The organism is Halosegnis longus, assembly GCF_009663395.1.
GTDB classification, from domain to species: Archaea; Halobacteriota; Halobacteria; order Halobacteriales; family Haloarculaceae; genus Halosegnis; species Halosegnis longus.
The window spans coordinates 2,265,105-2,291,070 of sequence record NZ_QKNW01000001.1 but is presented as its reverse complement, the minus strand read 5'-3'; the positions used below and the strand labels follow the sequence as shown (position 1 = coordinate 2,291,070).

The window sequence follows — 25,966 nt, the reverse complement described above, 5'->3', positions numbered from 1 at the left end:
CGCCGACACGTCATAGATTTATTACACGTACCGTCGAATCGGGTGGTGATGTACGACCGAATTCTACTGTCGACCGACGGGACAGCCGCCTCGACGGCGGCCGAGACCCACGCGCTCGAACTCGCGAGCGCGACCGACGCCGAACTCCACGCGCTCTACGTCGTCGACGAGGACGTAGTCACGGCCTACAGCGGCGACGAGTACGTCGACGAGGCCGAAGGTCCCGAACACGGACTCGAGGAGGAAGCAAAGAAGACACTGGCCGCGCTCCGCGACCGGGCCGCGGAGATGGGCGTCGACATCGAGACGGTCACCCGGCAGGGACAGCCCGCCGAGACGATTGTCTCCTACGCCGACGATGCAGACGTGGACCTGCTCGTGCTTGGGACCAAGCGCCGGCCCGACGAGTACCGAACGCTGCTCGGGAGCGTGACCGACCGCGTGCTCCGGTTGACCACTCGGCCCGCGACGGTCGTGAAGACCGAGGTAACCGAGTAATCGGCAGACGAACTCCCCCGCCAGCACTGCGCGCGCCGGCGCTTGATGTCTGGTGTGCATACAACAGCTGAAAGCTATAGCTCCTAAATCGACTACAGCGTAAACCAACCGTCGGGATTATTCTTGCAGTTACGGACGAACAGCTATAGCTTTACATGGCTCCGGTTGTGAGACGTGATATGGAGTATCACGACTCTGCGAAGGCGAAGGAAGTAGCGGGCCGCGTCGAGGATTTCATGGAGGAGGTCGTCCTCCCGCGAGAACGGGAAGCACTCCGCACGGGCGAGCTCATCTCCGAGGACGAACTCCACGAGACGTGGGAACTCGCCAAGGAGCGTGACCTGTTCGCGCCGCAGGTGAGCGAGGAGTACGGCGGACAAGGGTTGGAGTTCAGCGACATGCTCCCCTCCTTCGAGCAGGTCGGCCGCTCGCTGTGGGGTGCCCTCGCCATCCGCGCGAACGCACCACAGGAGGGGAACATGCACACCCTGGAGATGGCGGGCACGGAAGAACAGAAAGAGGAGTATCTCCGCCCGCTCGTGCAGGGCGAACTCCAGTCGGCGTTCTCGATGACGGAGCCACAGCAGGGTGGCGGCTCGGACCCGAAGATGCTGCGCACCACGGCAATCAAGGACGGCGACGAGTACGTCATCAACGGCCACAAGTGGTGGTCCTCGGACGGATACAACGCCGACTTCCTGCTCGTGATGGCACGGACGGACCTCGATGCCCACCCGTACGAGGGCACCTCCATCATCCTCGTGCCGACGGACACGGACGGTGTCGATATCGTCCGCAACATCCCACACCTCGGCGGGCACGGTATCGTCGACGTGTCGCTCGGCCACGCCGAAATCAAGTTCGACAACGTCCGCGTCCCCGAGGAGAATCTCCTGGGCGAGGAAAACGAGGGGTTCCGGCTCGCACAGCTCCGGCTCGGCGGCGGTCGGCTCACCCACTGTATGCGCTACTCCGGGATGGCAGAGCGCGCGCTCAACATCTCGAAGGCCTACCTGCAGGAGCGGGAGGCGTTCGACGAACCGCTCGCTGAGAAGCAGGCGCTGCGCCACCGCATCGCGACCGCGGAGACGGAACTCCACGCCGCGCGCACGATGGTCCGCCACGCCGCCCGCGAACTCGACGAGAGCGACGCCCGCATTGAGGTCGCCATGTCGAAGATGTTCACCGCCAACGTGACGAACGAGGTCATGGACCTCGCCGTCCAGTGTCTCGGCGGCAACGGTATCGGAAAGGACCTCCCCGTCGCACACTTCTACGAGGCGGTCCGCGCGTTCCGCATCGTGGACGGGGCCGACGAGGTCCACCGCCGCAGCATCGCCCGCCACGCCTTCGAGGACGTGAACGATGCCGACATGGAGAACGTCCTCCAGTTCGACCCCGAGCTCGACAAGACGGTCTAAGCGCCCGCGAAGCGACCCGGTCTGAGCCCCGGACACATTTCTTATTCGATGCAGTAGACAGCAATCAAGCGATAGTGGAGGCGTTATTTCGCCGTCACAGAGTGGCGGTGTGGGGTGACTGACGGCCGATGTTATTCGTTCGTCGGGGCGGCCTCATCCTCGCCGAACTTGGCGAAGCATCTGAAACACCGGTAGTATCGCTCGACGGTTCCGTCCCTGTCTTGCGGGTAGCCGTGGGTCCGGAGCCGCGCCACGAGATACTCGCTCCCGCAGGTCGGACACGGGGGAGCATCGAACACGTGGAGAGTGACCACCGCCGTCGAAATAAGATTTCGCTAGTTTGAGCGCCAGCCATCGCTCCGCAGAAGTTGGGTACAGAACGGGCCGAAAGGGATTTGAACCCTTGACCGACTGGTTAAGAGCCAGTCGCTCTGCCGGGCTGAGCTATCGGCCCCGACAACACTGCGTAACGACGGCCGGGGGATATACCTTGCGTTTCGATCCACAGCCGCGCCGTCGCACGGTTCCCGCGCGACTCGGACAGAGGTGGGAAGTTAAGTGAGAGGACGACCCAACGCGGGTATGAGCACCGGTATCTCGATGGCGTCGATGTCTACCTACGCGATTTTGGGCTGTGGGAGCGTCGGCCACGCCGTCGCGGAGGCGCTCGTCGGCGAGGAGAAGGACGTTCTCATCCTCGACCGCGACGAGGGCCGCGTCGAGGCGCTCCGCGACCAGGACCTCAACGCCCGGGTCGGTGACATCTCCGACCCCGAGACCGCCGAGACTGTCGCCGACCGCGACGTGATTCTCATCCTCTCGTCGGACGTGGACGCCAACCGCGCCGCCGTCGAGAACATCCGTGAACACGGCAGCGACCACTTCATCGTCGTCCGCGCCTCCGACCCCGTCACCGCCGACGAACTCACCGAGCTCGGGGTCGACACCGTCATCAATCCGTCGGCCGTCATCGCCGACTCCGCACTGCGGGCACTGGAGACGGGCGAACTGGAGTACAAAGCCGAACAGCTCGCGAGCGTCATCGACGAGACCGACCGACGGATGGCGATTCTCACCCACCGGTCGCCCGACCCCGACTCTATCGCGAGCGCCGTGGCGCTGAAAGCCATCGCCGAGTCACGCGGCGTCGAGGCGGATATCCTCTACGACGGCGAAATCGGCCACCAGGAGAATCGCGCGTTCGTGAACCTCTTCGGCATCGACCTGACGCCGCTGTCGGAGGTCAGTCTCGACACCTACGACACGCTCGCGTTAGTCGACCACGCGAAGGCCTCCGAGCCGGCCGTCGAGGGCGACGTGGAGATATTCATCGACCACTTCGAACCCGAAGTCGAGTACGACGCCACGTTCATCGACGTGCGGCCGAACGTCTCCTCCACCTCGACTATCCTCACGAAGTACATCCAGGAGTTCGACCTGAATCTCCAAGAGGACGTGGCGACGGCGCTGTTGTACGGGATTCGCGCCGAGACGCTGGATTTCAAGCGCGACACGACGCCGGCGGACCTGACGGCCGCGGCGTATCTCTACCCGTTCGCGAACCACGACACGCTCGAACAGGTGGAATCGCCGTCGATGAGTCCCGAGACGCTCGACGTGCTCGCGGAGGCGATTCGCAACCGCGACGTGAAGGGGAGCCACCTCGTCTCGAACGCGGGGTTCATCCGGAACCGCGAGGCGCTTTCGGAGGCCGCACAACACCTCCTGAACCTCGAAGGCATCACGACGACCGCCGTGTTCGCTATCGCCGACGACACCATCTACCTCGCCGCGCGCTCGAAGGATATCCGGATGGATATCGGCTCCGTGCTCGCCGACGCGTTCGGCGACAGCGGGGACGTGGTCGGCCACTCGACGGACGCGACCGTCGAGATTCCACTCGGCATCTTTACCGGCATCGAGACGACCGAGGAGAACCAGGAGACGCTGCTGTCGCTCGTCCGTGAAGCCGTCAAGACGAAACTGTTCGCCGCGATGGGTGTCGAGTCGTCGAGCGGCGAATCGACGAACAACGCCTGAGTTACGCGACCGCCTGCGCGTCGTCGTCCGTGTTCTTCATCCGCTCGATGATGTCGTTGACCAAAATCACGTCACCGACCGACCGGACCCACCGGTAGGGGATGATGACGCCGTTGGCTCCCGCCGCGCGCCCGTGAAACAGGTCGTGGTTCAGCGAGCCGAGCGCGAGGCCGGTGACCGTCTCCGTATCGAGGTCGAGCCGGAGGTCCTCGACCTGTCCGACGAACACGCCGTTGTTCGAGTACACCTCACGGCCGACGAGGGACGTAATCTCCTGTGGAACGTCTTCGTTCATACCGCCAGCAACAGGGGCCGTTTCCTTAACGCTGCCGACGCGTCTGACGACCGTCTCACGACGAGACACGGGAGTCTTCGGCGGACCACGCGGTCGTCTCCGTCCAGTAGCGCTCGAACAGCTCGGTCGCGAACGCGACCGCCTCGGGACGCTCGTTGACGAGATAGCCGTTGAGTCCCTCCGTCCCGTAGATGAGCAAAGAGAGGTACTCCGTGTCGCCCACCCGCGATAGCGTAAACGAAAACGGCGGCCGCTGGTCGAGCTCGCGCAGCGTCAACCCACCGGTCGCGATCATCTCTCGGGCCGTCTCGCCGTGGTTCGTTGCAACCCGCTCGGCGACCGACGGACTCAGCCCCGCCCGAAGCGTTAGCGTTCCCTCCATCACCCGCTCCCGGTAGGCGTCGATGAACCGAGGTGCGACGGCCGTTGCGAGTAGATCAATCTCGTCGGCGCGGCGAATCATCTCGACGTGTCGCTCCATCGGCCGATACGGCGCGGTCGACTCGGGATACGTCACCGTGGACCCGACGATAGCCTCCCGGGGAAGCTCGGTGTCCGCGGGCAGCGACGAGAGTAACTGCTGGGCCGCGGCCAGCGACTCCGCCTGCTCGCTGAACGAGCGAAACTCCTCGTAGAGCAGTCGGCCGGTGAGCGTGAACCCGTACCCGCCCTGCTCGCGCTCGACCACCCCGGCCGTCGCTAGCGTCCGCACCGACCGGTCTACGGTCGACCGCGAGACGTCCAGCGACTCGGCCAGCGCCGCCTTCGACTGTGTACCACCGTAAAGCTGTTCGAGCAGTTGCTCCCGGCGGGCGAACAGCGGGATGATATCGGTGGTCACCGGCATCACGTGTTCCTCCGGTGGAATGTTGAAAAGCATTCTGGCCCGTATCTGTATTCAATCACCGAAGAATTCATATGCAGGTACCAGATCGTGGTCGGGTTACCGTCAGGTAAGGTAAATACACCCGAGTTTGAGTTGGTTCATGCCGGGACGCCTCTGACACATCCGGCGTGGGCGGTGTTTGCCCGACACCGCCTACCCGACTCGACGCCAGTCGTCGAGTCGGTACAACGTTTCCGACCGCGTCGTTATCCGGATATCCACGACTCGTCGACCAGCGTCCGCGGCGTCTCGCCGTCGAGAAACGCGACGGCTGCCTCCGCGACCGTGGTCCCACACTCCTGTATCGCCTGCTCCGAGTACCACCCGGTGTGGGGCGTGTAGACGACGTTCGGATGGTCGGTCGGTACTGCTTCCGGCGGCTCGGTCGCCAGCACGTCGAGTCCGGCCCCGCCGATGTCTCCTGTTTCGAGCGCCACAGCGAGCGCCTCCTCGTCGATAACTCCGCCTCGCCCGGTGTTGACGACAACCCCGTCGTCTGGCATCGCCGAAAACACCGTCTCGTCGACGAGTCCCTCGGTCTCCGGCGTCAACGGCGCGTGTACCGAGAGCACGTCCGACTCGCGACACAGCCGGTCGAACTCCACGAGGTCGACGCCGTGGGCGTCGGCGACCGCCTCGTCGAGGTACGGGTCGTACGCGAGCAGTTCACAGCCGAAACCCGAAAGCAGGTCGGCAAACCGCTGTGCAATTTTCCCGAACGATACCATCCCGACGGTCGCGGTCGAAAGCCGTCGTATCGGCTGTTCGCGACGCTCCCACCCGCCGGCCCGCACCTGCTCGTCGTACGGGCGGAGCTGTCGCCACGCCGAGAGCAGCAGGGACAGCGACTGGGTGGCTACCTCCTCGATGCAGTACTCCGGCACGTTCGCCACCGGAATCGACAGTTCGCGAGCGGCCGCGATGTCGATGTTGTCGACGCCGATGCCGGCACGCACGACGAGTCCCGGCGCTGCCTCCCGGAGCACGCGTTCGGTCACCTGCGTCCCCGCGTCGACGACCAGCGCCGTTGCGCCGTCGACCGCGCCCGCGAGGTCGACCTCCTGGTCCGCGTCCAGTATTTCGACGGTGACCTCGTGGCCGCCCCAGTCGGCGGTCGTGAGCACGTCGGCGGTCTTTGCGTCCGTCGAGACGACCCGGTGGCTCATGCTTCAGAGTTCGGCTTGGTGTCACTTAACCTCGGGCGAAGGGGCCAAGCCGTGGATCTACGACTCGGCTATCGCGGCCCGATCACCGCCAGACAGCGACTCCAGTTCGCCCGGCGTGAGTTCGAACACCGCCTGCGGCGTTCCGGCGGCGGCCCAGATTTCGTCGTACTCGAACAGCGTCTCGTCGATGACCACCGGCACCGCCGTCTCGTGACAGAAGGGCGGCACGCCGCCGATAGACCAGCCGACCGTCTCGCGAATGTCGTCGGCGTCGGCCATCGAGACCTGTTCGACGCCGAGCACCGCGGCCGCCCGGTCCATGTCGACGCGGTTCGCGCCGCTGGTCACGACGACCGCGAGTCCGTCCTCGGTTTCGACGACGATGGACGACGCAATCTGTCCGACCGCACAGCCGACCGCCTCGGCGGCGTCTGCTGCGGTTTTCGTCCCGGCCGGAAACTCCTCGATATCCGGGTCGAAGTCGTATCGGTCGCGTGCGAGTTCGCTGAACTCCGTGGCGCGCGTGTGCATACCACGCCGCTCTATCGCCGCCGGCTTGTAGCTACTGACTTCCCGCGTCCCCCCGCTCGGTGAGCCGTCGCTCGTACTTTTGTATCGACGTGTCGAGAGCCTCCCTGGCGTCCACGTCTAACTCTTCACACAGCGCGAGCAGCGCGAACAGCGCGTCGCCGAGTTCGTCCTGCTTCACCGACAGCGCGTCCGGATTCGCGCCGTAGTCGCTCGAAGCGGTCGCGTCCGCGGCCAGTTCACCGACCTCGGCCGAGAGGTCGAGCAGTCGGTACGCCGGCGGACACGAGAGGTCGTGCTCGTCGATGAACCGTCCGACGCGGGCTTGTTCGTCCATGCGTTCTCACCGTTTCCCGTCGCTACCCAAACTTTCGGTTTCGTCGCTCGCGTTGCTCGCTCCCGCTCCGGGAGGCCTCGCTTCACTCGGCCTCTCTCTTCTCAAACATCGCCTCCGCCGTCCACTGGACGACCGGCTCCCCGTCGACGAAGCCGGTCAGCCGACTCGTCACGGTCCCGACCGGCCCCTCGCCGGGGTCCGTCTCGATGACCTCCGACTCACAGGTGAGCGTGTCCCCGGGCCGAACCGGACGAATCCACTTCAGTTCGCGAATCCCGCGTGCTCCGGCGCTCGCCGACTCTGAGAGGTGATTGTCGACGAGCATCCGCATACATGCCGAGGCGGTGTGCCAGCCCGACGCGATGAGTCCGCCGAACTGCGACTCCTTTGCCGCCTCCTCGTCGGTGTGGAACGGCTGCGGGTCGTACTGGTTCGCGAACTCCAGAATCTCCTCGCGGGTCATCGTGTACTCGCCGAACTCGCGCACGTCACCCTCCGTCATGTCCTCGAAGTACTGCATACACACCCCTCTCTTGTCACGCACCTAACGGTGTCGGCAGCGACGAAACGCACAACCTGACGGCTCGCCTACCGAGGGTATGGACCCACTCACGCCGTTCGACGACGACCTCATCGAGCAGGCCGCGGCCGAGGCTGGACTCGACGCTGTGACCCTCCGAGAGCGACTCGTCGACCACCACGACCACGCCGCCACCACCCCCGGCATCGACGAGTTGGTGATGGAGTGGCGGCGGTTTCTCCCCTACGAGCCGCTGGTCGAGCGAACTGCCGACGCCTATCTGCTCGCCGTCGAGTCGTCGATTTGGACGGAGTTCGGCCAACAGCTATCGCTGTCGGACACGGAGCTTCGGGCGATAAAATCGGTCCACGACGCGCAGGCGCGCCGCGTCGTCGACGGGTCGAACTTCGACGGCTACGACGCGATGGTGTTGCGCCGTTAGGCCGCGTCCGTCACGTCGTCGGGCAGCGCCTTCGCGACCGCGTCGGTGTCCACGTCGACGTCTTCGAACGTCTCGCGGAACCGCTCCATCACGAGATAGTAGGCGAGCAGTCCAGCGACGAGGAACGCGGCCGCGCCCTTCACGCCGTACTCGTCGTAGCTCCACTTCAGTCCAGCCCACGCCAGTGCGTACACTTCTGCCATATCGGACGTACGAACAGCCGCGACATAACTTCACGGGGACTAAGCCGACGCCGCCGACAGCCGACGCATGGACCCGACCGTCGCCGCCTGCCAAATCGAGGTGGCCGACCTCGCCCCGGAGACGAACGTCGCGACCGTGGTCGACCGACTCGCCGCCCTCCCCGACCGCGTCGACGTGGCCGTCTTTCCCGAGTACGCGCTCACCGGCTTCGTCGCTGACGACCGCAGCGAATCCGTCGCGCTCGACCTCGGCGGACCGGTCTTCGACCGACTGCGCGCACACGCGGGCGAAACCGACACCGCCCTCCTCGTCGGCTGTATCGAGCAGCGGGGCGACGACTACCACAACACGCTCGCGTACGTCACCCCGGACGGTGACCTGACGCCGTACCGGAAGCGACACCTCTGGGGCAGCGAGTCGGCGTGGCTCACGCCCGGCGAGGAGCGGGTGGTCGTCGACACCCCCGCCGGTCGCACGGGACTGCTCACCTGCTATGACTTGAATTTCGTCCACGAGAGCACGGCCCTCCTCGATGCCGGCGTCGACGCGCTGTTCGTTCCGGGCGCGTGGCCGGCGACCCACGCCGCGAACTGGCGGCTGCTCGCCCGCGCCCGCGCACTCGACGGGGTTCGCTGGGTCGTCGCCTGCGGGCGGACCGGTCGCAAGGACGTGCCGGACGCTCGCGTGAGCGAGTACGCCGGGCGCTCGCTGGTCGTCAGACCCGACGGCGTCGTCGCCGGCGAGCTCGCATACGAACCGGGCACGCTCGTCCGAACCCTCGACGCGGACGTGCTGGAGTCCCAGCGCGACATCGTCGGCGTCTCCGTCGGCTCCGAGTGACGGGGTCTCGAACCAACGGCGGACCTTTGGTCCTGCTCGCCCAACCCTCGGCCATGAGCGACGCCGACGAGGACCTCTCGCCGACCGTGCGTGAACTCGCCGACCGGCTCCGCGAGCTTCGCGACCGCGCGGACGCGAGCGACGGGGTGCTCCAGTTCACCGAGCGGTACGCCATCCCGACGGCGATTGCCGGCCTGGAAGCCAACATCCGGGCGCTGGAGGCGCTCGCGGGCGCGATTCGACTGCTTCAGGGCACGGAGGAGACGACCGCCCGCGCACGAGCGCGCCGCGAGGCCGCCGTCGAGACCGTCGACCGCGCCGTCGAGGACGTGACCGCCGCGGTTCGGGGTGACCCGACCGACCCCGAGGCGCGCGAACTGCTCCAGGAAGTGCGTGACCTCCGCGCCGAGATTCGCGACCGCGTCGACGGGCGCATCCCGGCCGAGGGGACAGACGGGGGCGACGAGTCCGGGCCGACGCCCGTCGAGGACGGGGTACAGATACCAGTCACCGACGCGACTGTGAACGACGAGAACGGGACCGATATCGACGTCGAGGACGAACTGGAGACGATTCGCGACGAGGTCGCCGACGAGCGGACGGTGTTCGACGACTACGACGGCGAGAACCGGTAGCCGTCCCACGCCTGACTCGCCGGCTCGCGAATTCCCGCCTCGGGGTCCCGGAGCTCTTCCGTGTAGGTCGCCTCGACAGTGTCGCCGATCTCTACGTCGCCGTCCACCTGCCCGAGCAGCCGCACGTCGTACGCCTCGAACTCGACGATAGCGAGCGTGTTCGGCTCGCGAACGCCCGGCGGCGTGGCGTAGGAGGTCGTCCAGGTCACGACCGTCGCCGTTTCGTCGGCGAGGTCGACCGTCTCGGACTGTGGCTCGCCACACTCCGGACACCGTGGATGCGGGGGACACGAGAGGTGGCCGTTCGGACAGCGGCCGGCGTCGAGGCTCATGCGCCCACCTCGAAGATGGCCGTCGTGACGCAGTTCCCGAAGCCGCCGACGTTACACGCGAGTCCCACCTCGGCGTCGACCTGCCGATCTCCGGCCTCACCCACGAGCTGTTTGTATATCTCGTACCCCTGTGCGACGCCCGACGCACCGAGCGGATGGCCCTTCGACTTGAGTCCGCCGGAGGTGTTGATGGGCAGGTCGCCGTCGCGGGCGGTCGTCCCGTCCATCGCGTCCTCCCACGCGTGGCCCTTCTCTGCGAAACCGAGGTCCTCGTACTGGAGAAATTCGAGGATGGTGAACATGTCGTGAAGCTCTGCTACGTCCACGTCCTCGGGTGAGAGACCGGCCTGCTCGAAGGCGCGTTCGCCGGATTTCACGACGCCGTTCATCGTCGTCGGGTCCGGGCGCTCGTGGACGACGTGGGTGTCGGTCGCGCCCGCGACGCCCGCAACGCGCACGTAGTCGTCGGTGTATTCTCTCGCCACGTCGACGGGACAAAACAGGAGTGCGGCGGAGCCGTCGGTAATCGGACAGAAGTCGTACAGCCGGAGCGGGTCGGCAACGAGCGGCGAGTCGAGTGCGGTTTCGCGGTTGATTTCCTTGCGGAACTGCGCGTGTGGGTTGTCGACGCCGTTGGCGTGGTTCTTGACGGCGACCTCGGCGAGCGCCTCCCGCGGGGCGTCGTACTGGTCGAGATACGCGCGTGCGGTCAGCCCCGCAAACGAGGGGAGCGTGACGCCGTGTTTGTACTCGTGCGGGTGGGTGAGCGAGGCGATCACGTCGGTCGCCTCGCCGGTCGTCCGGTGGGTCATCTTCTCGCCCCCGACGAGCAGTGTGAGGTCGCTCGCGCCCGAGGCAATCGACTGCCACGCCGCGTAGATGCCCGCGCCGCCCGAGGAGGAGGTCTGGTCGACGCGTTGCGTGTAGGCACCGAGCGCGCCGATGTCGTGGGCCAGTGCGTTCGGGACGCCGGTCTGGCCCTCGAACTCGCCGCTGGCCATGTTCGAGACGTACAGGTGGTCGAGCGCGTCGGCACGGACGCCGGTGTCGTCGAGACACGCCGTCGCGGCCTCGGCGAGGAGGTCACACACCCAGCCGTCGCGCTCGCCGAACTGCGTCATCGACGCGCCGATAATCGCTACGTCGGTCATACCGGCCACTCTCGTGGACGTGTCCTAACGTTTCGGGTCGGCCTACTCGCCGGTGAGGATGAGCGCGACGGCGACGAGCAGACAGCCGGCGAGGCCGGCGAACGCGACCGCGTAGTCGGCTCGCCCGGCGACGAACCCCACGGCCGTCGGGCCGAGCGAGCCGAGTCCGATGTAGAGTGAACGCATCCCGCCGAGGTCGCCGGCCATGCTCTCGGTCGGGAAGGTGTCCATCAGATACGCCTGCATCACCGGCGGATACGACATCAGCCCGGCTGCGAAGACGACGACGCCGACCGTCACGGCGAGCTCACTCGACGCGAGGACGACGCCGGTGAGCGCGACCGCAGCGAGTAGGAGTGCGGCCGGTGCGAGCCGGTCGCGTCTGACCCGGTCGCCCAAGCCGCCGGCGACGGGCTTCACGACCGCGCCGACGACGAACAGCGTCCCGAAGCTCGCGGTCGCGATGGCCGGCGAGAACGACTTCGACCGCCGGAGAAACGTCGGGAGGAGTCCGGTCGCGGCCTGCCACGTGAACGCGTACAGCGCGTACGCCAGTATCAGCCGGCGGGTGCCCGGGTCTCCGAGCAGTCGGCGTGCGGTCGCGCGGACCTCGAGGTCGACCGATTCGACGTGATATCCCTCGCGGCTCCACACGTGTAAGGCGAGCGCGACAGACAGGAGGACGACTGCAACCGGGAGAAAGGCTCCGCGCCACGAGGCGACGGCGAGGGTCGCTACGGCGAGCCCGGCCGCGATGACACCGCCAACGTCGCCGGAGGCGGTGTGAAGCCCGAACGCCTGTCCGCGGCGCTCGACGTAGAGGTCGGAGACGAGTCCGCGTGCGGGGGTCGGATACAGCCCCGCGCCGAAGCCGACGAGCACGGCTCCGACCAGTACGACGAGATACGTGGGTGCGCCCGCAAAGACGAGGAAGCCGACCGCGATGACACAGAGCCCGGCGACGAGCAGCGTGGTGCGGGTGAGCACGTCCGACAGCCGCCCGCTCGGATACTGGAGACAGGCGTAGACGAACCAGATGGTCGTGACGGTCAGCCCTTCTTCGGTCGGCGAGAGTCCGAACTGGCCGCTGATCTCCGGGAGCAACGGTGAGACCACGAGCCGTCCGGCCTGGATGAATGCCCAGCCGACGGAAATCGCGAGCAGCAGACGACCGCTGTAGCCGCCGACCAGTCGTTCTTCGGTCACACTCACACGCGCCGGCGGGCGGGCTTGAACCCGTCTGTTCAGAACTATTAGGGATACCTAAACATCGACACGCTTTAGGAAGGCCTAAACCACCTATCGGGTATGACGGACACCTGCGTAATCGTCCCGACGATTCGAGAGTGGGAGTGTATCCGCGAGTACGTGGCGAACGCCCGCGAGCACGGCCACGCGGACCGACTGTTCTTCCTGCTCGTCACCGAGGAGTTCTGCGACACCGACGCGATGGAGGCGATGTTGGACGACCTCGACGTGGAGGGTGCCGTGTACGACGGCAGCGACCGCGAGCAGTGGTACGACGACCACGGCATGAGCGACTACGGCCACGTCGTCCCGGCCGCCTCCCACGCCGAGACCTCCTTCGGTCTCCTCTACATGTGGGAGGGCGACTTCGAGTTCGGCTTCTTCATCGACGACGACACGCTTCCCCACGACACCGACTTCTTCGGCGGCCACTACGAGAACCTCGACCGGTCTGGCGAGATTCGAGAGGTCAGTTCCGACGAGCAGTGGGTGAACGTCCTCTATCAGAACGTCGACGACCACGACCTCTACCCGCGCGGCTACCCCTACGCCGCGATGGACGAGACGGTCGCGGAGTCGACGACGGAACTCACGGAGGGCGAAGTCGTCGCCTCACAGGGGCTGTGGACGAACGTCCCCGACCTCGACGCCGTCCGCATCCTGATGGACGGCGACCTCGAAGGGTTGGCACAGACCCGACTCGACGCCGACGACTACGGCGAGGACTTCGTCGCCGCCGAGGACAACTACCTCACCGTCTGCTCGATGAATCTCGCCTTCCGCCGGCGCGTCGTCCCGGCCTTCTACCAGTTGCCGATGGACGACAACGAGTGGGACGTGGGCCGGTTCGACGACATCTGGTCGGGCGTCTTCCTCAAGCGCGCGGCAGACATCCTCGGCGACAGCGTGCTGACGGGGACGCCGCTGTGTGAACACAACAAGGCTCCCCGCTCGACGTTCGACGACCTCAACAACGAGGTGCCGGCGCTGGAACTCAACGAACACGTCTGGGAAGAAGTCGACGCCGTCGGAGCCGACGCCGAGAGCTACCGCGAAGCGTTCGCCGCGATGGCAGACCGACTCGCTACCACGGAGTACGACCAGTGGACCAACGGCGAGTTCCTCAACTTCGTCGGCGAACACATGCGCGATTGGCTCGCAACCCTCGACGCGCTCGAAGCCGACGGTCGCCGCACCCCGGAGGTGGCCGCCGATGACTGAGCGTGAACCGACACGGTTTTCCGATTTAGGGTCCCCAAAAGCAGATATGAACGACTCGACCCGACGCCGGTATCTCGCCGGTCTCGGTACCGCGGTGACTGCTGGGTTGGCTGGCTGTAACAATCTGCTCGGCGGCGACAGCGACGAAGGGAACCCGTCACAGCAGGTCGAAGTGCCCGCGCTCACGCAGCTTCGCGGCTCCGGCTCTATCGTCGAAGGTCGCCCGCAGCCGGAGGGCACCTCCATCAACGACCTCCCGAACCTCTCGGGCGAGTTGAGCCTGTATCTCGGCGGCGGCGAAGGCGGTATCTACCGCGAGTTCGTCGAGATTCTCGAGCAGGCGTACCCCGAGTTCACCGTTCTGCCGACGACGAACACCTCCTCGACGCTCGCACAACAGATTGTCGAGGAAGTCAACAGCGGGGCCTCGCGCGCCGACGTGTTCTGGTCCATCGACGCGAGTTCGCTCGCGTACGTCACCCAAAACGACGCGGTCGAGTCGCTCCCCGAGGAGGTGACGAGTCCGGTTCCGGATTCGTTCACCGGCCCGGACAACGCGTGGGTTGGAATCGCCGGCCGTGCTCGCGCGATTCCGTACAACACGAACGAGCTGTCGGAAGACGACATCCCGAACAAGGTCGCCGACTTCCCGAACACGCCGGCGCTTCAGGGAACGATGGGCTGGGCACCGACCTACGGCGCGTTCAAGTCGTTCATCACGGCGATGCGACTGCTGCGCGGCGAGGACGCCACCCGTCAGTGGCTCGTCGACATGCGCGAGGCCGGCACCGAACGCTACGGCAACGAGTACGTCGTCTCCCAGCAGGTGGCTGACGGTGCCCTCAACGCCGGATTCGCGAACCACTACTACGCGCTGCGCGTGCAAAACCAGCGCCCGGACGCGCCGATCGACCTCGCGTTCACGGAGGGTGACGCCGGTGCGCTCGTCAACGTCGCCGGCGCGACCCGGATTCAGGGGACCGACAACGCCGACCTCGCCGACCTGTTCATCCGCCACCTGCTCACGGCGGAAGCACAGGAGTTCTTCGCGACCCGGAGCTTCGCGTACCCGATGATCGACGGCGTTCAGCCGGTCGGTGACCTGCCGCTGGTCAGCGAGCTGAATCCGCCGGAGATCGACCTCTCCGAGCTGTCCGATTTGGAGACGACCCTCGACCTGATGGAGGAGGCCGGCGTCTCCGGATGAGCGTCCCCGACTGGCCGGCTCCGATTACCGACCGTCTCGACGGCTCCGGTGACCTCGGTGGCCGGGCAGTCACTGCCATCGCAGTTCTGCTCGCCTTCCTGCTGGTCGTCCCGCTCGCGTGGCTGTTCGTCCAGACCGCGACGCTCGGCGACCAGATCCCCGCACTGCTCACCTCCGCGACGACGCTCGCCGTCCTCGGACGGAGCGTTGCCTTGGTCGCCGCCGTCACGGCCGCGAGCGTCCTCGTCGGCGTCTCCCTCGCCGTGTTGACGGTCCAGTCGAATCTCCCGTTCAAGCGGTTCTGGACCGTCGCCGCGGCGCTGCCGCTTGCCGTCCCCAGTTATCTCGGTGCGTTCGCGTTCATCTCGGCGTTCGGGCCGCGCGGTGCCTTCGTCGACCTGCTCGCCCCCCTCGGCATCGAGGAGATTCCGTCGGTGTTCGGCTTCTGGGGTGCGGCGTTCGTCCTCACCATCTACACCTACCCGTACGTGTTCCTGACGACGCGGGCGTCGCTGCTCTCGCTCGACGCGTCGCTCGTCGAGGCGGCTCGCACGCTCAACGCCGGGCGGTTCGAGGCGTTCCGGCGCGTGACGCTCCCACAGATTGCACCGGGAATCGCTGCCGGTGCCCTGCTGGTCGCGCTGTACGCGCTCGCCGACTTCGGGACGCCCGCCTTCATGCGCGTCCAGGTGTTCACGCAGTTCATCTACAGCCGGTTCGACGCCTTCCAGCAGGGGTACGCCGCCCTGCTGTCGCTCCAGTTGCTCGCCGTCACCGCCGTCGTGCTCTTCCTCGAATCGAAAATTGGGGCCGACGACGACGGAGCCTACGAGAGCCGCGGGAACCGCGGGAAGTTCGGCTTCGACCTCGGCGTGTTCCGGTATCCGGCGATGCTCTTACCAGCCGGTATCGGGCTGCTCGCCGTCGGGCTTCCCATCGGTATCTTCACCGCGTGGCTGTTCCGGCCCGGCACCGGACTCGCGTCCGACGGGATGGCCTTCGAGTGGGCCTTCGCGACCAACTCCGTCCAGGTCGCGGTGCTCGCGGCGGTCGCCTCGCTCGTCGTCGCACTCCCGATCGGGCTGCGGGGTGCAAACGCCGACTCCCGGCTCTCCCGGCTGGCGGAACGCGCGCCGTACGTCGGCTACGCGACGCCGGGGATCGTCCTCGCGCTCGCGCTGTTGTGGTTCACGCTCGACATCGCACCGGTCGTCTACCGCAACTACGGGATTCCGCTGCTCGTGTTCGCGTACGTGGTTCGCTTCTCCTCGCAGGCGGTCGGCTCGATACGCACCTCCGTCCTGCAGGTGGACAGCCGGCTCCACGAGGCGGCCCGAACCCTCGGTCGGTCGCGGCTCCAGACGTTCCGAGCCGTGACGCTCCCGCTCATCGTCCCCGGGGTCGCGACGGGCGCGGCGCTCGTCTTCCTCACTACTATGAAAGAACTCCCCGCGACTCTCATGCTTCGACCGCTCGGCTTCGAAACGCTCGTCACCCACATCTGGAGCGTGCGCGAGACCGGCGCGTACGGGCAGGCGGCGATTCCCGCCCTCGTGCTCGTCGTCATCTCCGCGCTCTCGATGGGTGTCATCCTCCACCAGGAGCAGCGAACGTAGATGCGCGACCCCAGAGCTATCATCCGCGAGCGCCCCGTCCTCGCCGCGACAGCCGCCGTCGTGCTCTTTGGCGCGCTCGACATCTGGACGGTTGCGAACACCGTCTTCCCGTACCACTCGCTCAACCACGACGAAGGAGTGTATCTCCAGCAGGCCGCGATGTTGTTGGACGGCAAACTCTGGCTCCATCCCCCCATCGACGGGCTGTTTCGCCCGTGGTTTTTCATCGAGACGCCGGACGGCCTCTACTCCAAGTACGCCCCGGTGCCGGCGGCGATGTTCGCCGTCGGCGAGCTGCTGGGCGGCTACCGGCTCGCGCTCGTCGGCATCGGCGGTGGCATCCTCGCACTTACGGCCGCGGTCGTGCGTGAGGTGTTCGACGCCCGCGCGGGCTTGCTCGCGGCGGTATTCGTCGGCCTCTCGCCGCTGTTCGTCATCGACGCGTCGGTGTTCCTCCCGTACGCGCCGACGACGCTGTTGAATCTCGCCTTCGCGTACGGCTATCTGCGCGCCGACCGCACCGGGAGCCGCCGGAGTGCCCTCGCCGCGGGCGCGGCAGTCGGGCTGGCGTTCTTCGCGCGCCCGTTCACAGCCGTCCTCTTCGCGACGCCGTTCATCGTCCACGCCCTCTGGACGCTGTATCGAAATCCGAGAGACGCGCTCCCGCGACAGGCCGCGACCGCAGTCCTCGGACTCGCCGGCGTCGCGGTCACCCTCGGCTACAACGCCGTGATGACCGGCTCGCCGTTCGTCTTCCCGTACCAGGAGTTCGCGCCGCTCGACGGGCTCGGCTTCGGGCAGCGGCGACTGCTCGACCACGAACTCATGTACACGCCTCAGCTCGCGCTGGAGGTGTCACGGAAGGTACTGTGGAGTCTCTACACCAGCTGGGTGGCGGGCGGGCTGTTCGGAACTGCACTCGCCGCCGGCGGTGTCGCCGCCGTGCTCCGTCGCCGCCCGTCCGCCCGGAAGCTCACGCTCGCGGGCGTCTTCCTCTCGGTCGGCGTCGGCAACGCCTACTTCTGGGGGAACTACAACATCCTCGGTGTGCTCGACCGGCCGGGCGACGGCTTCATCGCCACCCACGGCCCCTACTACCACTTCGACCTCCTGTTGCCGACGGCGGCCTTTGCGGCCGTCGGCGCGCTCTACGGCGGTCGGTGGCTCCACTCGCTGCTCGACTCCCGGTTGCCGGCCTCGCGGGCGCGCACCGTCTTCCTCGTCGTGCTCGTGCTCTCGGGCGGCCTGTTCGCCGGCGTGACCGCCGTCTCGCTCGACGAGCGACTCGGTCGCAACGCCGAAATCACCGACACCTACGAGGACGCGTACGAGCCGATCGAGAATCCGCCGACCGACGCGGTCGTCCTCCTGCCCGACACCTACGGCGGCTGGCTCAATCACCCGTTCCAGCCGCTCCGGAACGACCCCGGCTTCGACGGCGAGACGGTGTACGCGCTCCACAACGAGCCGTTCGCCATCGCCGACGAGTACCCCGACCGCGACCTCTACCGGTACGCGTTCCGCGGCTTCTGGAATCCGCCGGACGGGTCGCCACAGGCGGCCCGCGTCCAACCGGTCACGGTCGCGCAGGGCGAGCGACTCGGCCTCGACACGACGCTCGGAACGCCACCCGGCGCGACCAGTGTCACGGTCCGGCTGTCGGGAGCAGACGAGACGAGCGCCTACTACGGCGCGACGCCGACCGACGGCTCCGTCTCGTTCAGCGTGGACGTGACCGACGACACGCTCACGCTCGTGGGCGAGAACGGACGGTCTAACTCGGTCGCGCGCGGCGAGGGGCCGGTGGTCGCGACGGCGTTCATCGACTACCCCGGCGGCACCGGCTTCACGTACCGCGTCGAGATGCCCGTCGAACGCGTCGACGGTGAGACGCGTGCACTCTCGCCGGAGCTGGAGTGGTGTCGCGACGCTCGCGCCTGTGACGGCGCGGCGGCGTACGTCCCCGGCTACGGCCCGGAGGGGATTTTCATGGAGACGAGCCTCGACGCGGACCCAAACACGTAACTTTCGGCTCCCCTAATCGAGCGGCAGATGGAACTCAGCCGCCGTGATCTCGCGAAGGCGCTCGGAGCCGTCGGGCTCGGCGTCGGTGCCGGCGTCGGCGTCCACCAGCTCCGTGACGACGCCGATAGCCAGACGACGCCGGGACCACTCGACGAGTCCGACCTCGCGACGCTCGTCGCGCTCGGTCGCGTCGTCTACCCGACAGCGGTGGACGGGATCGAGTCGTTCGTGCGGCGGTTCACGCAGACGCGCGCGAGTGCACGCCCGGACCACGCCCGCGAGGTCGCGGCGACGATCGAGTATCTGGACACGTACAGCGAGACGCTGGACGACGCACCGTTCCGTGACCTCTCGCCCGACCGGCGGGCGGCGACGCTCGAACAGATGGGTGCCGACACCGCCGACCCAGACCCCCAAGGGTCGGACGTAGAGCGCGTCCGCTACTATCTCATCAACGACCTGCTGTTCGCGCTCTACTCCACCCCGACGGGCGGGGAGTTGGTCGGCACCGAGAACCCGATGGGACACCCCGGGGGCACACAGAGCTACCAACGAGGGCCACAAGCATGAGCAACGACACACGGCAGTTCCGACAGCCGGCGACCGACGACTCGCCACGGTTCGAACAGGACACCCGGACGGCAGCCACACAGGACGGAGACCCGGTGTTACAGCTCCGGAACGTGACAAAGCGGTTCGGCGACGCGGCGGCGGTTTCTGGACTCGACCTCACCGTCCGAGACGGGGAGCTGCTCACGCTGCTCGGTCCGTCCGGCTGTGGGAAGACGACGACCCTCCGGATGATTGCCGGTCTCGAGGCACCGTCGGAGGGGACGATTCGCGTCGGCGGCACGGCCGTCGCCGACAACGGCGGGTTCACGCAACCCGAAGACCGCGACGTGGGACTCGTCTTTCAGGAGTTCGCGCTGTTTCCGCACCTCTCCGTCGCCGAGAACATCAGCTTCGGGTTGGAAGCGTCGAACCCCGAGCGCGTCCAGTCGCTTCTGGACCTCGTCGGGCTTTCGGAGTACGGCGACCGCTCGCCGAGCGACCTCTCGGGGGGAGAACGACAGCGCGTCGCGCTCGCTCGCTCGCTCGCGCCCGAACCGGACGTGCTCCTGCTCGATGAGCCGTTCTCGAATCTGGACGTACGGCTCCGCGTCGAGATGCGCGAAGAGGTGCGACGCATTCTGAAGGAGACGGGCGTCACTGCCGTCTCCGTCACCCACGACCAGGAGGAGGCGATGTCGATCTCCGACCGCGTCGCGGTCATGTACGACGGGCAGCTAGAGCAGGTAGACACGCCGGAACGCGTCTTCCAGCAGCCGCGTTCGCGGTTCGTCGCCTCCTTCCTCGGGCACGCAAGCTTCGTCTCCGGTCGCGTCGACGGCGACATCGTCGAAACCGGGCTCGGCTCAATCGCCCGGCGGAACGTCGACGGACTCGCGACGGAGTACGACGGCTCCAAGGTGGACATCATGCTCCGGCCGGACGACGTGGTCGCTCGCCCCGCGGACATATCCGAGGCCAACGGGAAGGCCGTCCACCGGCGGTTCCTCGGCCCGACCGTGCTCTATCGGGTCGAACTCGACTCCGGTGACACGGTCGGCTGCATGCACAACCACGACGCCGAGATTCCGCTCAACGAACCCATCCGGGTCGACCTCGACGTCGCCCACGACCTCGCGTGGTTCCCGAGCGGTTCGAACCGGACGCCCGACGCCGAGTGACCAGTGTGTCGCCCCGTGGGCTTTGGTATTTCATCTCACAGTTTATGTGGGTGAGGCGCGAACCCCACACTGCATGCACGGGGGACCACTCGAAGTAGGCAACGCCCTACTACAGACAACGCAGTCAGACGCATTCACACAGATACAAAACGACGCGCTGTTGAGCTCCTCGCTGTGGGTGAACATCGCCCTCGCGGGGTTCGCGATTCTCCTGTTCGTCTACATGGGACGGACAGTTACGAGCAGCCGTGCCCGGTTCATCTGGGCAGCGACGCTGATGGTGCCGCTCGTCTCCATCTCCAGTTACCTGGGGCTGCTCTCGGGGCTGACCGTCGGCTTCATCGAGATGCCCGCGGGCCACGCCCTCGCGGGCCAAGAGGTGATGAGCCAGTGGGGCCGCTATCTCACTTGGGCACTCTCGACGCCGATGATACTGCTCGCGCTCGGACTGCTGGCTGACGTGGACAGAGGCAGTCTGTTCACCGTCATCGCCGCCGATATCGGGATGTGCGTCACCGGCCTCGCGGCCGCGCTGGTCACGTCCTCCTACATGGTTCGGTGGGCGTTCTACATCGTCAGCTGTGCGTTCTTCGTCGTCGTGCTGTACGCCCTGCTGACGGAGTGGGCCGACGCAGCGAGCGACGCCGGCACCGCGGAGATATTCTCAACCCTCCGCGTCATGACGGTCGTGTTGTGGCTCGGCTACCCGATCATCTGGGCGCTCGGCGTCGAGGGGCTGGCCATCGTGGAGTCGGTCGGACTCACGTCGTGGGGGTACTCCGCGCTCGACGTGCTCGCGAAGTACGTGTTCGCGTTCCTCCTGTTGCGGTGGGTCGCGGCCAACGAACAGACCGTCGCCACGTCGCGGCGAACGAGCGCAGGCTCGGCTCCCGCGGACGACTAACCCAACCCGTTACGCCGGCCACTTCGCGTGGCCGCCGCCGTTCTCACTCTTTCTCCCGATTGCACAGCCACAGCGGCGTCTCCGAACTGCACATGGATTTTCCCCGCCCAGTACTCGCTGGTGTCGTCTGGGAGTTGGCTCGCGCTCGCGGTTCCCAAATGTTGCAGTTCGAACAGTCGGTTCACGTCCGCACGAGAGAGATTCGATATAGCAGCATATAATTTATGAGTTGCGCACCAGACGCCGCGAAACACAGTACTTTCAGATAACATACACCAATAGACGAGCAATTCAGGATATCGAGCCCTATGACTATCCACTACTGAAACGATGACAGACGACCGAGCAAGGGTAGACTGTAGCGCGGAATTATCGGAACTGCTCCTGCAGCGAGACCTTGACGATGGACTTGGCGATGGCGTAGCCGCCGGCCAGCGGGTCGAGTTTCGTCTCGCCGGCGCGTTCGGCGTACGCGATTGGCTCCTCGTACACGTCGTAGCCGCGGCCGAGCGGGCGCAACAGCAGCTCCGCGGAGAGACCGGTGTTTTCCGTCCACTCGATGTTGCGGATGACTTCCTCGCGGTAGGCGCGCATCCCCGTCGTGGTGTCGTGGACGCGTTCGCCCATCAGCACCGAGCCGGCCAGCGCGAACAGTTCGTTGCCGATGAGGTTCGTCGTCGGCATCGCCTCGCCGCCGCGATACAGCCTGTCGCCAGAGACCACGTCGTATCCCTCGTTCACGAGGTCGATGAAGCGCGGAATCGCGTCCATCGGGTAGGTGTCGTCACAGTCCGTCGTGATGATGAGCGGACGAGAGGCCGACTCAAGCGCTTCCTTGACGGCGTAGCCGTAGCCACGAGGCTCCTGTTCGATGACCCGTGCGCCGTGCTCGCGAGCAATCTCCGGGGTCGCGTCGTCGCTCCCGTCGACGCAGACCACTTCGGCCCGCCCATCGGTCACCCGGTCGATGTCGTTGAGCACGGTCTCGATGGCCTCGACCTCGTTGTACGTCCCCATCACGACACTCAGATCGTCGAAGGTGTACTCCGCCATACTCGGTATGGGACACGCCCATATTTAGGTGCGCCGAAAACTACTCGCTGGCCGGGGCGTGCTTGTCGCTCCGACTCGCTCCACCGATCTATTCACCAGGTGTATCCATCTATCTAGCCCACGCAGCGAAATAATGAGCTAGATTATTAGATATAATCTACATCCGCCGGTAGATAGCGGGTTAGATGCTGAGATAACTCCACTTATTCTGCAATCTGGGATAGTTTGAAGATGCTGGCTGTGTTTCTCCCGGTATGGCAACCGACGACGACCGCGAGCGCGCGAGCGTGCGAACGTACGTCCCGCGCTACCAGAAAGAGGCGTGGGTCGAGGACGCAGACCGATTGGGGATGAGTCAGGCGGAGTTCGTCCGGACGATGGTGCAGGCGGGGCGCAGAAGCTTCGAATTCGACGCCGAGGGCGATTCCGATGCGAGTAACCCCGACAATGGCAGTTCGGAGGGTGCAAACCCTGGGGTAAACGGCCTCGAAACACAGCTCGTCGAGCTGCTCGACACAGATTCACACCGGTCGTGGGATGAACTGCTCGCCGGCGTGACCGACGACGTGGAAGAGCGATTGGAGCAGACGCTCGAAACGCTCCAACAGGAGAACCGCGTTCACTACAGCGGCCGCCACGGCGGATACACCCTCTCCACCGATGAGTGAGACCGCCGACCCGGATGATCCCGTCGGATATTTCCTCCAGGACCTCACCTACCACGGGAAGACCGAACGCACGCGAGAGGCCTACGAGCGCGTTCTCAGGGAGTTCGAGAGCTTCATCCGGGCGGAGCGGGGCGTCACGCTCGCCGACGCGACCCAACGGGGCTGTATGGCGTGGGTCCACACGCTCCGCGACGGACGCGCCCCCTCGACCGTCGCCTCGTATGCGTCGTATCTCCACCGGTTTTACGCGTACATGACGCAGGTCGGCGTCTTCGAGCAGAACCCGATGACGCTCGTCTTGGAGGAGATGGACGAATCCATCGACACGGACCCCGCACGTCGTGAGATCATGCTCCCAGAGATGCGGGAGTTCGTCACAGACATCGAGCACCCGCTCGACCGCGCGGTCGTCGTGACGCTGCTCAAGACCGGGATGCGTGTCGGGGAACTGTGTAATCTGGACGTGCAGGACCTGTATCTCGACGACAGTGAAGTGCAGGCGGCGTTCGACACCGGCCACCGCGGCGGACTTGACGGCCGCCCGGACTCGCTGTACGTCTCCGCGGAGCCGTCTCGCGGCGTCGTCGTCAACGGCGAAGAGCGGACGGAATCGAACAAGCGCCGACGCGCGACCGTCATCCCCGTCGATTCGGAGCTGAAACGCGTCCTCAAGCGCTGGCTCGCGGTTCGCCCGGAGACGCGAGCCGCTGGAGAGCCGCTGTTCTGCTCGACGAGCGAGTGGGGCCGCCGACTCACCATCGGGATGGTGGGCCAGTCGGTCCAGTCGTACGCCACACGGCGGGGCTGGTACCGGACCGGCGGCGGCGCAGAGGAGAACGTCACCCCCCACTACTTCCGGCACTTCTTCACGACGCACCTGCGCGACCGCACCGGCGACCGGGGCATCGTGAAGTATCTCCGTGGCGACGTGGCCGACGACATCATCGACACCTACACCCACAACTGGGGCGACCGCGTCCGCGAGACGTACGACGAACACATCTACTCGCTGTTGTGACTCCCTGATTCTCGCCAATATTCACTCCGTCTGTCAGTATCGCGCCGTGACGACTGTCGCTCGGCGAACTCATAAATCACATACTGCGATATAGAATTCATTCAGTGAGGCCGAACGAGCCGCTGTTCGAGAGACGACAGTTCCGGTGCAAAATCCGGGCGTGAGGCCAGCTACGGCAGTTATAGCTCGACGCGGTCGCCGACCTCGGCCAGTTCGAGCGTTCGGGGCCGGTCGGACGACCGGATATGCGGGTGGAGCGCGGTCGGGTCGGCGGTCAGGTTCTTCCAGATGTCCCAGTGGGTCGGGAGCAGTCGGTCGGGCGAAAGCTGTGTGGCCGCCTCGGTAACTTCGTTCTCGTCGGCGTACCACTGCTTGTACATCACGCCCCCGTCGGGGTCGGGGAGGTACCCCGACGAGCCGAACGCCAGCGCCGCGAGGTCGATGTCGTACTCGCTACCGATGGTTTCGAACGCCTCGCTGGAGCGGGCGTCGCCGCCGTGGAAGAACGTCCCCGATTCGTGGTCGATGACGTACGAGACCGGGTGGGTCGCATCCGGGTCCCGGGCGGGTTCGACGTGGACGGTGAACGCGCCGACATCGAAGGTATCGCCCTCGGTCACCGTCTCGAACTGGTCGGCGTCGGTGTCCGCGTCGTCGGTCCACCCCTCCGACTCCGTGACGGCGACTGAGTCGTCGGGACCGTAGTACGTCGCGTCTGTGTTCGCGAGTATCGGGCGCTGGGTCGGCCCGTGGACGTGGTCGGAGTGTTCGTGTGTCGCGAGGATGGCGTCGCACTCTGCAACGTCGTCGGGGTCGAAGGGGACGGGAATCATCCGCCGGGTTCGCGGCGGGTCACCGTTTCCGCAGTACGGGTCGATGAACAGTGTCGTGCCGTCGCTCGCCTTCAGGATGAAGCCGTTGCAGCCGAGATACCACAGGTCGACACCGTCGGGGGTCGCGTCGGCGACCGCGCGCGGAAGCCAGTCGCCCCAGTCGGAGCCGGGAAACTCGTGTGCCATGGTCGGCGTTCGCGGTCGCGACGGAAAAATCGCCGCGCTTCACCGCGACCGGCCGAGGTAGCTCCGAGCGAGTACGCGATGCCGACGAGCGCACCGAGACTCACCACGCCCGGGCCGACGCCGAGCGAGATTTCGGTCGGCGAGTAGACGTACCGGAACACGTAGGTGAACGTCCCCGGGCGACCGAGGGTGAACGAGTCCACGCCCAGCGCCGAGAGAAGCGTCGGTCCCGCGATAGCGACGACGATGAGGATGGCGAACACGGCGACCGCACCGCCGGCGAGTGCGTTCCACGCGAACGTCGCAATCGAGATGGACCGCGCTCTGTCGCCCTCGCGACCGAGGACGCGGACGCCGTCCCGGTAATCTTGGACGAGAACGTGCGAGGGGTAGTTCGTCAGCGTCAGCGCCATCCACACGTCCACGACTGCGCCGGCCGCGTTGGCCGCGAGCGGAATCACCAGCCACCCCCAGCCGAGCACCACCATCGCTGGCGTGGCGACTGCGGTAATCGCGACCAGCGGCGTGAGCAGGACGACGACGAACTGGTCGCGGGTGAACTCGTAATCCGTCGTCGCGTACGCGTACGGAAGGACGAAGTGCGCGACGCCGACGCCGTAGCTCGGCTCGCCGCCGTAGTAGCGAATCGCCAGCCCGTGGAGCCACTCGTGAAGCGGGATGAACAGAAGCGATAGGACGGCGAGCGCGAGCAGGTAGAGGGCACTCGTCCACCAGCCGACGTCGGGGGCGAACTGGAACCCCGCAGGCTCACCGGTGACGGCCTGATAGACGGCCGCGAAGGCCGCAGTCGCGACGACGAATCCGAGCGTGCCGACGGCGGTCAACTGGACCGTCCGGCCGCGCGTCATCGTCAACTCTGCGAGTACGTGGTCGTTTGCCGGAGTCGACTGGTCCATCGAGAGACCGGTCGCTACCCGAACATATCACTGTTGTGGAAAATG

General features: G+C 66.3%; 29 protein-coding genes and 1 tRNA gene. 15 read left to right on the top strand and 15 right to left on the bottom strand.

Annotation, left to right across the window (positions count from 1 at the left end):
* The first annotated feature begins 48 nt into the window (after positions 1-48).
* Complete coding sequence (locus tag DM818_RS12410) at positions 49-498, top strand: universal stress protein (RefSeq protein WP_075936422.1); 450 nt, start codon at positions 49-51, stop codon at positions 496-498.
* A gap of 179 nt (positions 499-677) precedes the next feature.
* A complete protein-coding gene (locus DM818_RS12405) occupies positions 678-1,919 on the top strand; it encodes an acyl-CoA dehydrogenase family protein (protein ID WP_075936423.1) in 1,242 nt (413 codons plus the stop codon).
* Between the two features lie 131 nt (positions 1,920-2,050).
* On the opposite strand, the gene DM818_RS12400 is transcribed toward DM818_RS12405, so the two are convergent.
* Together DM818_RS12400 and DM818_RS12395 are read right to left on the bottom strand one after the other, a co-directional pair.
* A complete protein-coding gene (locus DM818_RS12400) occupies positions 2,051-2,218 on the bottom strand; it encodes a hypothetical protein (RefSeq protein ID WP_153952641.1) in 168 nt (55 codons plus the stop codon).
* 81 nt (positions 2,219-2,299) lie between these two features.
* Positions 2,300-2,373 (bottom strand) — tRNA-Lys (locus tag DM818_RS12395).
* A gap of 128 nt (positions 2,374-2,501) precedes the next feature.
* Between DM818_RS12395 and DM818_RS12390 the strand changes: the two genes are divergently transcribed.
* A complete protein-coding gene (locus DM818_RS12390) occupies positions 2,502-3,959 on the top strand; it encodes a DHH family phosphoesterase (protein ID WP_075936424.1) in 1,458 nt (485 codons plus the stop codon).
* 1 nt (position 3,960) lies between these two features.
* On the opposite strand, the gene DM818_RS12385 is transcribed toward DM818_RS12390, so the two are convergent.
* From DM818_RS12385 to DM818_RS12360, 6 genes are all read right to left on the bottom strand, one after another.
* A complete protein-coding gene (locus tag DM818_RS12385; protein ID WP_153952639.1) occupies positions 3,961-4,254 on the bottom strand; it encodes a PRC-barrel domain-containing protein in 294 nt (97 codons plus the stop codon).
* 55 nt (positions 4,255-4,309) lie between these two features.
* The gene (locus tag DM818_RS12380) at positions 4,310-5,101 is read right to left on the bottom strand and encodes a helix-turn-helix transcriptional regulator (RefSeq protein WP_158601430.1); all 792 of its coding nucleotides are present in this window, start codon (positions 5,099-5,101) and stop codon (positions 4,310-4,312) included.
* Positions 5,102-5,346: 245 nt separating this feature from the next.
* Positions 5,347-6,306: a C-terminal binding protein gene (locus DM818_RS12375; protein WP_153952638.1), complete on the bottom strand. Its 960-nt coding sequence runs from the start codon at positions 6,304-6,306 to the stop codon at positions 5,347-5,349.
* A gap of 57 nt (positions 6,307-6,363) precedes the next feature.
* Positions 6,364-6,837, bottom strand: a complete 474-nt coding sequence (locus tag DM818_RS12370; RefSeq protein ID WP_075936428.1) for a YbaK/EbsC family protein — start codon at positions 6,835-6,837, stop codon at positions 6,364-6,366.
* 31 nt (positions 6,838-6,868) lie between these two features.
* Complete coding sequence (locus DM818_RS12365) at positions 6,869-7,171, bottom strand: MazG nucleotide pyrophosphohydrolase domain-containing protein (RefSeq protein ID WP_075936429.1); 303 nt, start codon at positions 7,169-7,171, stop codon at positions 6,869-6,871.
* Between the two features lie 82 nt (positions 7,172-7,253).
* A complete protein-coding gene (locus DM818_RS12360) occupies positions 7,254-7,691 on the bottom strand; it encodes a MaoC family dehydratase (RefSeq protein WP_075936430.1) in 438 nt (145 codons plus the stop codon).
* Between the two features lie 79 nt (positions 7,692-7,770).
* On the opposite strand from DM818_RS12360, the gene DM818_RS12355 reads away from it, so the two are divergent.
* On the top strand, positions 7,771-8,133 hold the full coding sequence (locus DM818_RS12355) for a hypothetical protein (RefSeq protein WP_075936431.1): 363 nt from the start codon (positions 7,771-7,773) through the stop codon (positions 8,131-8,133).
* Here the strand turns inward: DM818_RS12355 and DM818_RS12350 are convergent.
* Positions 8,130-8,336, bottom strand: a complete 207-nt coding sequence (locus DM818_RS12350; RefSeq protein WP_075936432.1) for a hypothetical protein — start codon at positions 8,334-8,336, stop codon at positions 8,130-8,132. The genes DM818_RS12355 and DM818_RS12350 overlap by 4 nt on opposite strands.
* Positions 8,337-8,403: 67 nt before the next feature.
* On the opposite strand from DM818_RS12350, the gene DM818_RS12345 reads away from it, so the two are divergent.
* The gene (locus DM818_RS12345) at positions 8,404-9,177 is read left to right on the top strand and encodes a carbon-nitrogen hydrolase family protein (protein ID WP_075936433.1); all 774 of its coding nucleotides are present in this window, start codon (positions 8,404-8,406) and stop codon (positions 9,175-9,177) included.
* Positions 9,178-9,230: 53 nt separating this feature from the next.
* Complete coding sequence (locus tag DM818_RS12340) at positions 9,231-9,812, top strand: DUF7547 family protein (protein ID WP_075936434.1); 582 nt, start codon at positions 9,231-9,233, stop codon at positions 9,810-9,812.
* Here DM818_RS12340 and DM818_RS12335 read toward each other — a convergent pair.
* Genes DM818_RS12335 through DM818_RS12325 form a run of 3 tightly spaced genes read right to left on the bottom strand, consistent with a single transcriptional unit; the run spans position 9,791 to position 12,501 of the window.
* Positions 9,791-10,144: a Zn-ribbon domain-containing OB-fold protein gene (locus DM818_RS12335; RefSeq protein ID WP_075936435.1), complete on the bottom strand. Its 354-nt coding sequence runs from the start codon at positions 10,142-10,144 to the stop codon at positions 9,791-9,793. The two genes, DM818_RS12340 and DM818_RS12335, sit on opposite strands and share 22 nt — an antisense overlap.
* Positions 10,141-11,295 carry a thiolase family protein gene (locus DM818_RS12330; RefSeq protein WP_075936436.1) on the bottom strand — a complete coding sequence of 385 codons (1,155 nt, stop codon included), beginning with the start codon at positions 11,293-11,295 and terminating at the stop codon, positions 10,141-10,143. Before DM818_RS12330 ends, DM818_RS12335 begins: the two co-directional genes overlap by 4 nt.
* A gap of 42 nt (positions 11,296-11,337) precedes the next feature.
* On the bottom strand, positions 11,338-12,501 hold the full coding sequence (locus DM818_RS12325; protein WP_233571955.1) for an MFS transporter: 1,164 nt from the start codon (positions 12,499-12,501) through the stop codon (positions 11,338-11,340).
* 102 nt (positions 12,502-12,603) lie between these two features.
* Here DM818_RS12325 and DM818_RS12320 point away from each other — a divergent pair, with 102 nt between their 5' ends.
* The 7 genes from DM818_RS12320 to DM818_RS12290 all read left to right on the top strand — a co-directional run bounded on the left by DM818_RS12320 (position 12,604) and on the right by DM818_RS12290 (position 21,246).
* A complete protein-coding gene (locus tag DM818_RS12320) occupies positions 12,604-13,764 on the top strand; it encodes an alpha-1 4-glucan-protein synthase (RefSeq protein WP_153952637.1) in 1,161 nt (386 codons plus the stop codon).
* Positions 13,765-13,810: 46 nt separating this feature from the next.
* A complete protein-coding gene (locus tag DM818_RS12315) occupies positions 13,811-14,971 on the top strand; it encodes an extracellular solute-binding protein (protein ID WP_075936439.1) in 1,161 nt (386 codons plus the stop codon).
* The gene (locus DM818_RS12310; RefSeq protein WP_075936440.1) at positions 14,968-16,587 is read left to right on the top strand and encodes an ABC transporter permease; all 1,620 of its coding nucleotides are present in this window, start codon (positions 14,968-14,970) and stop codon (positions 16,585-16,587) included. Before DM818_RS12315 ends, DM818_RS12310 begins: the two co-directional genes overlap by 4 nt.
* Complete coding sequence (locus DM818_RS12305) at positions 16,588-18,612, top strand: DUF7846 domain-containing protein (protein ID WP_143823777.1); 2,025 nt, start codon at positions 16,588-16,590, stop codon at positions 18,610-18,612.
* A gap of 27 nt (positions 18,613-18,639) precedes the next feature.
* Positions 18,640-19,182, top strand: a complete 543-nt coding sequence (locus tag DM818_RS12300) for a gluconate 2-dehydrogenase subunit 3 family protein (RefSeq protein ID WP_153952636.1) — start codon at positions 18,640-18,642, stop codon at positions 19,180-19,182.
* Positions 19,179-20,342 carry an ABC transporter ATP-binding protein gene (locus tag DM818_RS12295; RefSeq protein WP_075936442.1) on the top strand — a complete coding sequence of 388 codons (1,164 nt, stop codon included), beginning with the start codon at positions 19,179-19,181 and terminating at the stop codon, positions 20,340-20,342. Before DM818_RS12300 ends, DM818_RS12295 begins: the two co-directional genes overlap by 4 nt.
* Before the next feature lie 73 nt (positions 20,343-20,415).
* Positions 20,416-21,246, top strand: a complete 831-nt coding sequence (locus tag DM818_RS12290; RefSeq protein WP_075936443.1) for a bacteriorhodopsin — start codon at positions 20,416-20,418, stop codon at positions 21,244-21,246.
* Between the two features lie 369 nt (positions 21,247-21,615).
* On the opposite strand, the gene DM818_RS12285 is transcribed toward DM818_RS12290, so the two are convergent.
* Positions 21,616-22,299, bottom strand: coding sequence for a dolichyl-phosphate hexose transferase (locus tag DM818_RS12285; RefSeq protein WP_075936444.1), 684 nt, complete (start codon positions 22,297-22,299; stop codon positions 21,616-21,618).
* Between the two features lie 254 nt (positions 22,300-22,553).
* Between DM818_RS12285 and DM818_RS12280 the strand changes: the two genes are divergently transcribed.
* On the top strand, positions 22,554-22,967 hold the full coding sequence (locus tag DM818_RS12280; protein WP_075936445.1) for a DUF5805 domain-containing protein: 414 nt from the start codon (positions 22,554-22,556) through the stop codon (positions 22,965-22,967).
* Positions 22,960-23,985 carry a tyrosine-type recombinase/integrase gene (locus DM818_RS12275; protein WP_075936446.1) on the top strand — a complete coding sequence of 342 codons (1,026 nt, stop codon included), beginning with the start codon at positions 22,960-22,962 and terminating at the stop codon, positions 23,983-23,985. Before DM818_RS12280 ends, DM818_RS12275 begins: the two co-directional genes overlap by 8 nt.
* Before the next feature lie 179 nt (positions 23,986-24,164).
* On the opposite strand, the gene DM818_RS12270 is transcribed toward DM818_RS12275, so the two are convergent.
* Positions 24,165-25,004: an MBL fold metallo-hydrolase gene (locus DM818_RS12270; protein WP_075936447.1), complete on the bottom strand. Its 840-nt coding sequence runs from the start codon at positions 25,002-25,004 to the stop codon at positions 24,165-24,167.
* A complete protein-coding gene (locus DM818_RS12265; protein ID WP_075936448.1) occupies positions 24,890-25,921 on the bottom strand; it encodes a DUF3267 domain-containing protein in 1,032 nt (343 codons plus the stop codon). The genes DM818_RS12270 and DM818_RS12265 overlap by 115 nt, the downstream gene beginning before the upstream one ends.
* Positions 25,922-25,966 lie beyond the last annotated feature (45 nt).

What these genes read in the sequence shown, in the direction of transcription:
- DM818_RS12290 (WP_075936443.1), top strand. Translation starts at nt 20,416, where the DNA reads ATGCACGGGGGACCACTCGAAGTAGGCAACGCCCTACTACAGACAACG.
- DM818_RS12340 (WP_075936434.1), top strand. Translation starts at nt 9,231, where the DNA reads ATGAGCGACGCCGACGAGGACCTCTCGCCGACCGTGCGTGAACTCGCC.
- DM818_RS12300 (WP_153952636.1), top strand. Translation starts at nt 18,640, where the DNA reads ATGGAACTCAGCCGCCGTGATCTCGCGAAGGCGCTCGGAGCCGTCGGG.
- DM818_RS12335 (WP_075936435.1), bottom strand. Translation starts at nt 10,144, where the DNA reads ATGAGCCTCGACGCCGGCCGCTGTCCGAACGGCCACCTCTCGTGTCCC.
- DM818_RS12265 (WP_075936448.1), bottom strand. Translation starts at nt 25,921, where the DNA reads ATGGACCAGTCGACTCCGGCAAACGACCACGTACTCGCAGAGTTGACG.
- DM818_RS12405 (WP_075936423.1), top strand. Translation starts at nt 678, where the DNA reads ATGGAGTATCACGACTCTGCGAAGGCGAAGGAAGTAGCGGGCCGCGTC.
- DM818_RS12330 (WP_075936436.1), bottom strand. Translation starts at nt 11,295, where the DNA reads ATGACCGACGTAGCGATTATCGGCGCGTCGATGACGCAGTTCGGCGAG.
- DM818_RS12365 (WP_075936429.1), bottom strand. Translation starts at nt 7,171, where the DNA reads ATGGACGAACAAGCCCGCGTCGGACGGTTCATCGACGAGCACGACCTC.
- DM818_RS12380 (WP_158601430.1), bottom strand. Translation starts at nt 5,101, where the DNA reads ATGCCGGTGACCACCGATATCATCCCGCTGTTCGCCCGCCGGGAGCAA.
- DM818_RS12355 (WP_075936431.1), top strand. Translation starts at nt 7,771, where the DNA reads ATGGACCCACTCACGCCGTTCGACGACGACCTCATCGAGCAGGCCGCG.
- DM818_RS12305 (WP_143823777.1), top strand. Translation starts at nt 16,588, where the DNA reads ATGCGCGACCCCAGAGCTATCATCCGCGAGCGCCCCGTCCTCGCCGCG.
- DM818_RS12390 (WP_075936424.1), top strand. Translation starts at nt 2,502, where the DNA reads ATGAGCACCGGTATCTCGATGGCGTCGATGTCTACCTACGCGATTTTG.
- DM818_RS12350 (WP_075936432.1), bottom strand. Translation starts at nt 8,336, where the DNA reads ATGGCAGAAGTGTACGCACTGGCGTGGGCTGGACTGAAGTGGAGCTAC.
- DM818_RS12270 (WP_075936447.1), bottom strand. Translation starts at nt 25,004, where the DNA reads ATGGCACACGAGTTTCCCGGCTCCGACTGGGGCGACTGGCTTCCGCGC.
- DM818_RS12375 (WP_153952638.1), bottom strand. Translation starts at nt 6,306, where the DNA reads ATGAGCCACCGGGTCGTCTCGACGGACGCAAAGACCGCCGACGTGCTC.
- DM818_RS12360 (WP_075936430.1), bottom strand. Translation starts at nt 7,691, where the DNA reads ATGCAGTACTTCGAGGACATGACGGAGGGTGACGTGCGCGAGTTCGGC.
- DM818_RS12295 (WP_075936442.1), top strand. Translation starts at nt 19,179, where the DNA reads ATGAGCAACGACACACGGCAGTTCCGACAGCCGGCGACCGACGACTCG.
- DM818_RS12280 (WP_075936445.1), top strand. Translation starts at nt 22,554, where the DNA reads ATGGCAACCGACGACGACCGCGAGCGCGCGAGCGTGCGAACGTACGTC.
- DM818_RS12310 (WP_075936440.1), top strand. Translation starts at nt 14,968, where the DNA reads ATGAGCGTCCCCGACTGGCCGGCTCCGATTACCGACCGTCTCGACGGC.
- DM818_RS12370 (WP_075936428.1), bottom strand. Translation starts at nt 6,837, where the DNA reads ATGCACACGCGCGCCACGGAGTTCAGCGAACTCGCACGCGACCGATAC.
- DM818_RS12345 (WP_075936433.1), top strand. Translation starts at nt 8,404, where the DNA reads ATGGACCCGACCGTCGCCGCCTGCCAAATCGAGGTGGCCGACCTCGCC.
- DM818_RS12315 (WP_075936439.1), top strand. Translation starts at nt 13,811, where the DNA reads ATGAACGACTCGACCCGACGCCGGTATCTCGCCGGTCTCGGTACCGCG.
- DM818_RS12320 (WP_153952637.1), top strand. Translation starts at nt 12,604, where the DNA reads ATGACGGACACCTGCGTAATCGTCCCGACGATTCGAGAGTGGGAGTGT.
- DM818_RS12385 (WP_153952639.1), bottom strand. Translation starts at nt 4,254, where the DNA reads ATGAACGAAGACGTTCCACAGGAGATTACGTCCCTCGTCGGCCGTGAG.
- DM818_RS12410 (WP_075936422.1), top strand. Translation starts at nt 49, where the DNA reads ATGTACGACCGAATTCTACTGTCGACCGACGGGACAGCCGCCTCGACG.
- DM818_RS12275 (WP_075936446.1), top strand. Translation starts at nt 22,960, where the DNA reads ATGAGTGAGACCGCCGACCCGGATGATCCCGTCGGATATTTCCTCCAG.
- DM818_RS12285 (WP_075936444.1), bottom strand. Translation starts at nt 22,299, where the DNA reads ATGGCGGAGTACACCTTCGACGATCTGAGTGTCGTGATGGGGACGTAC.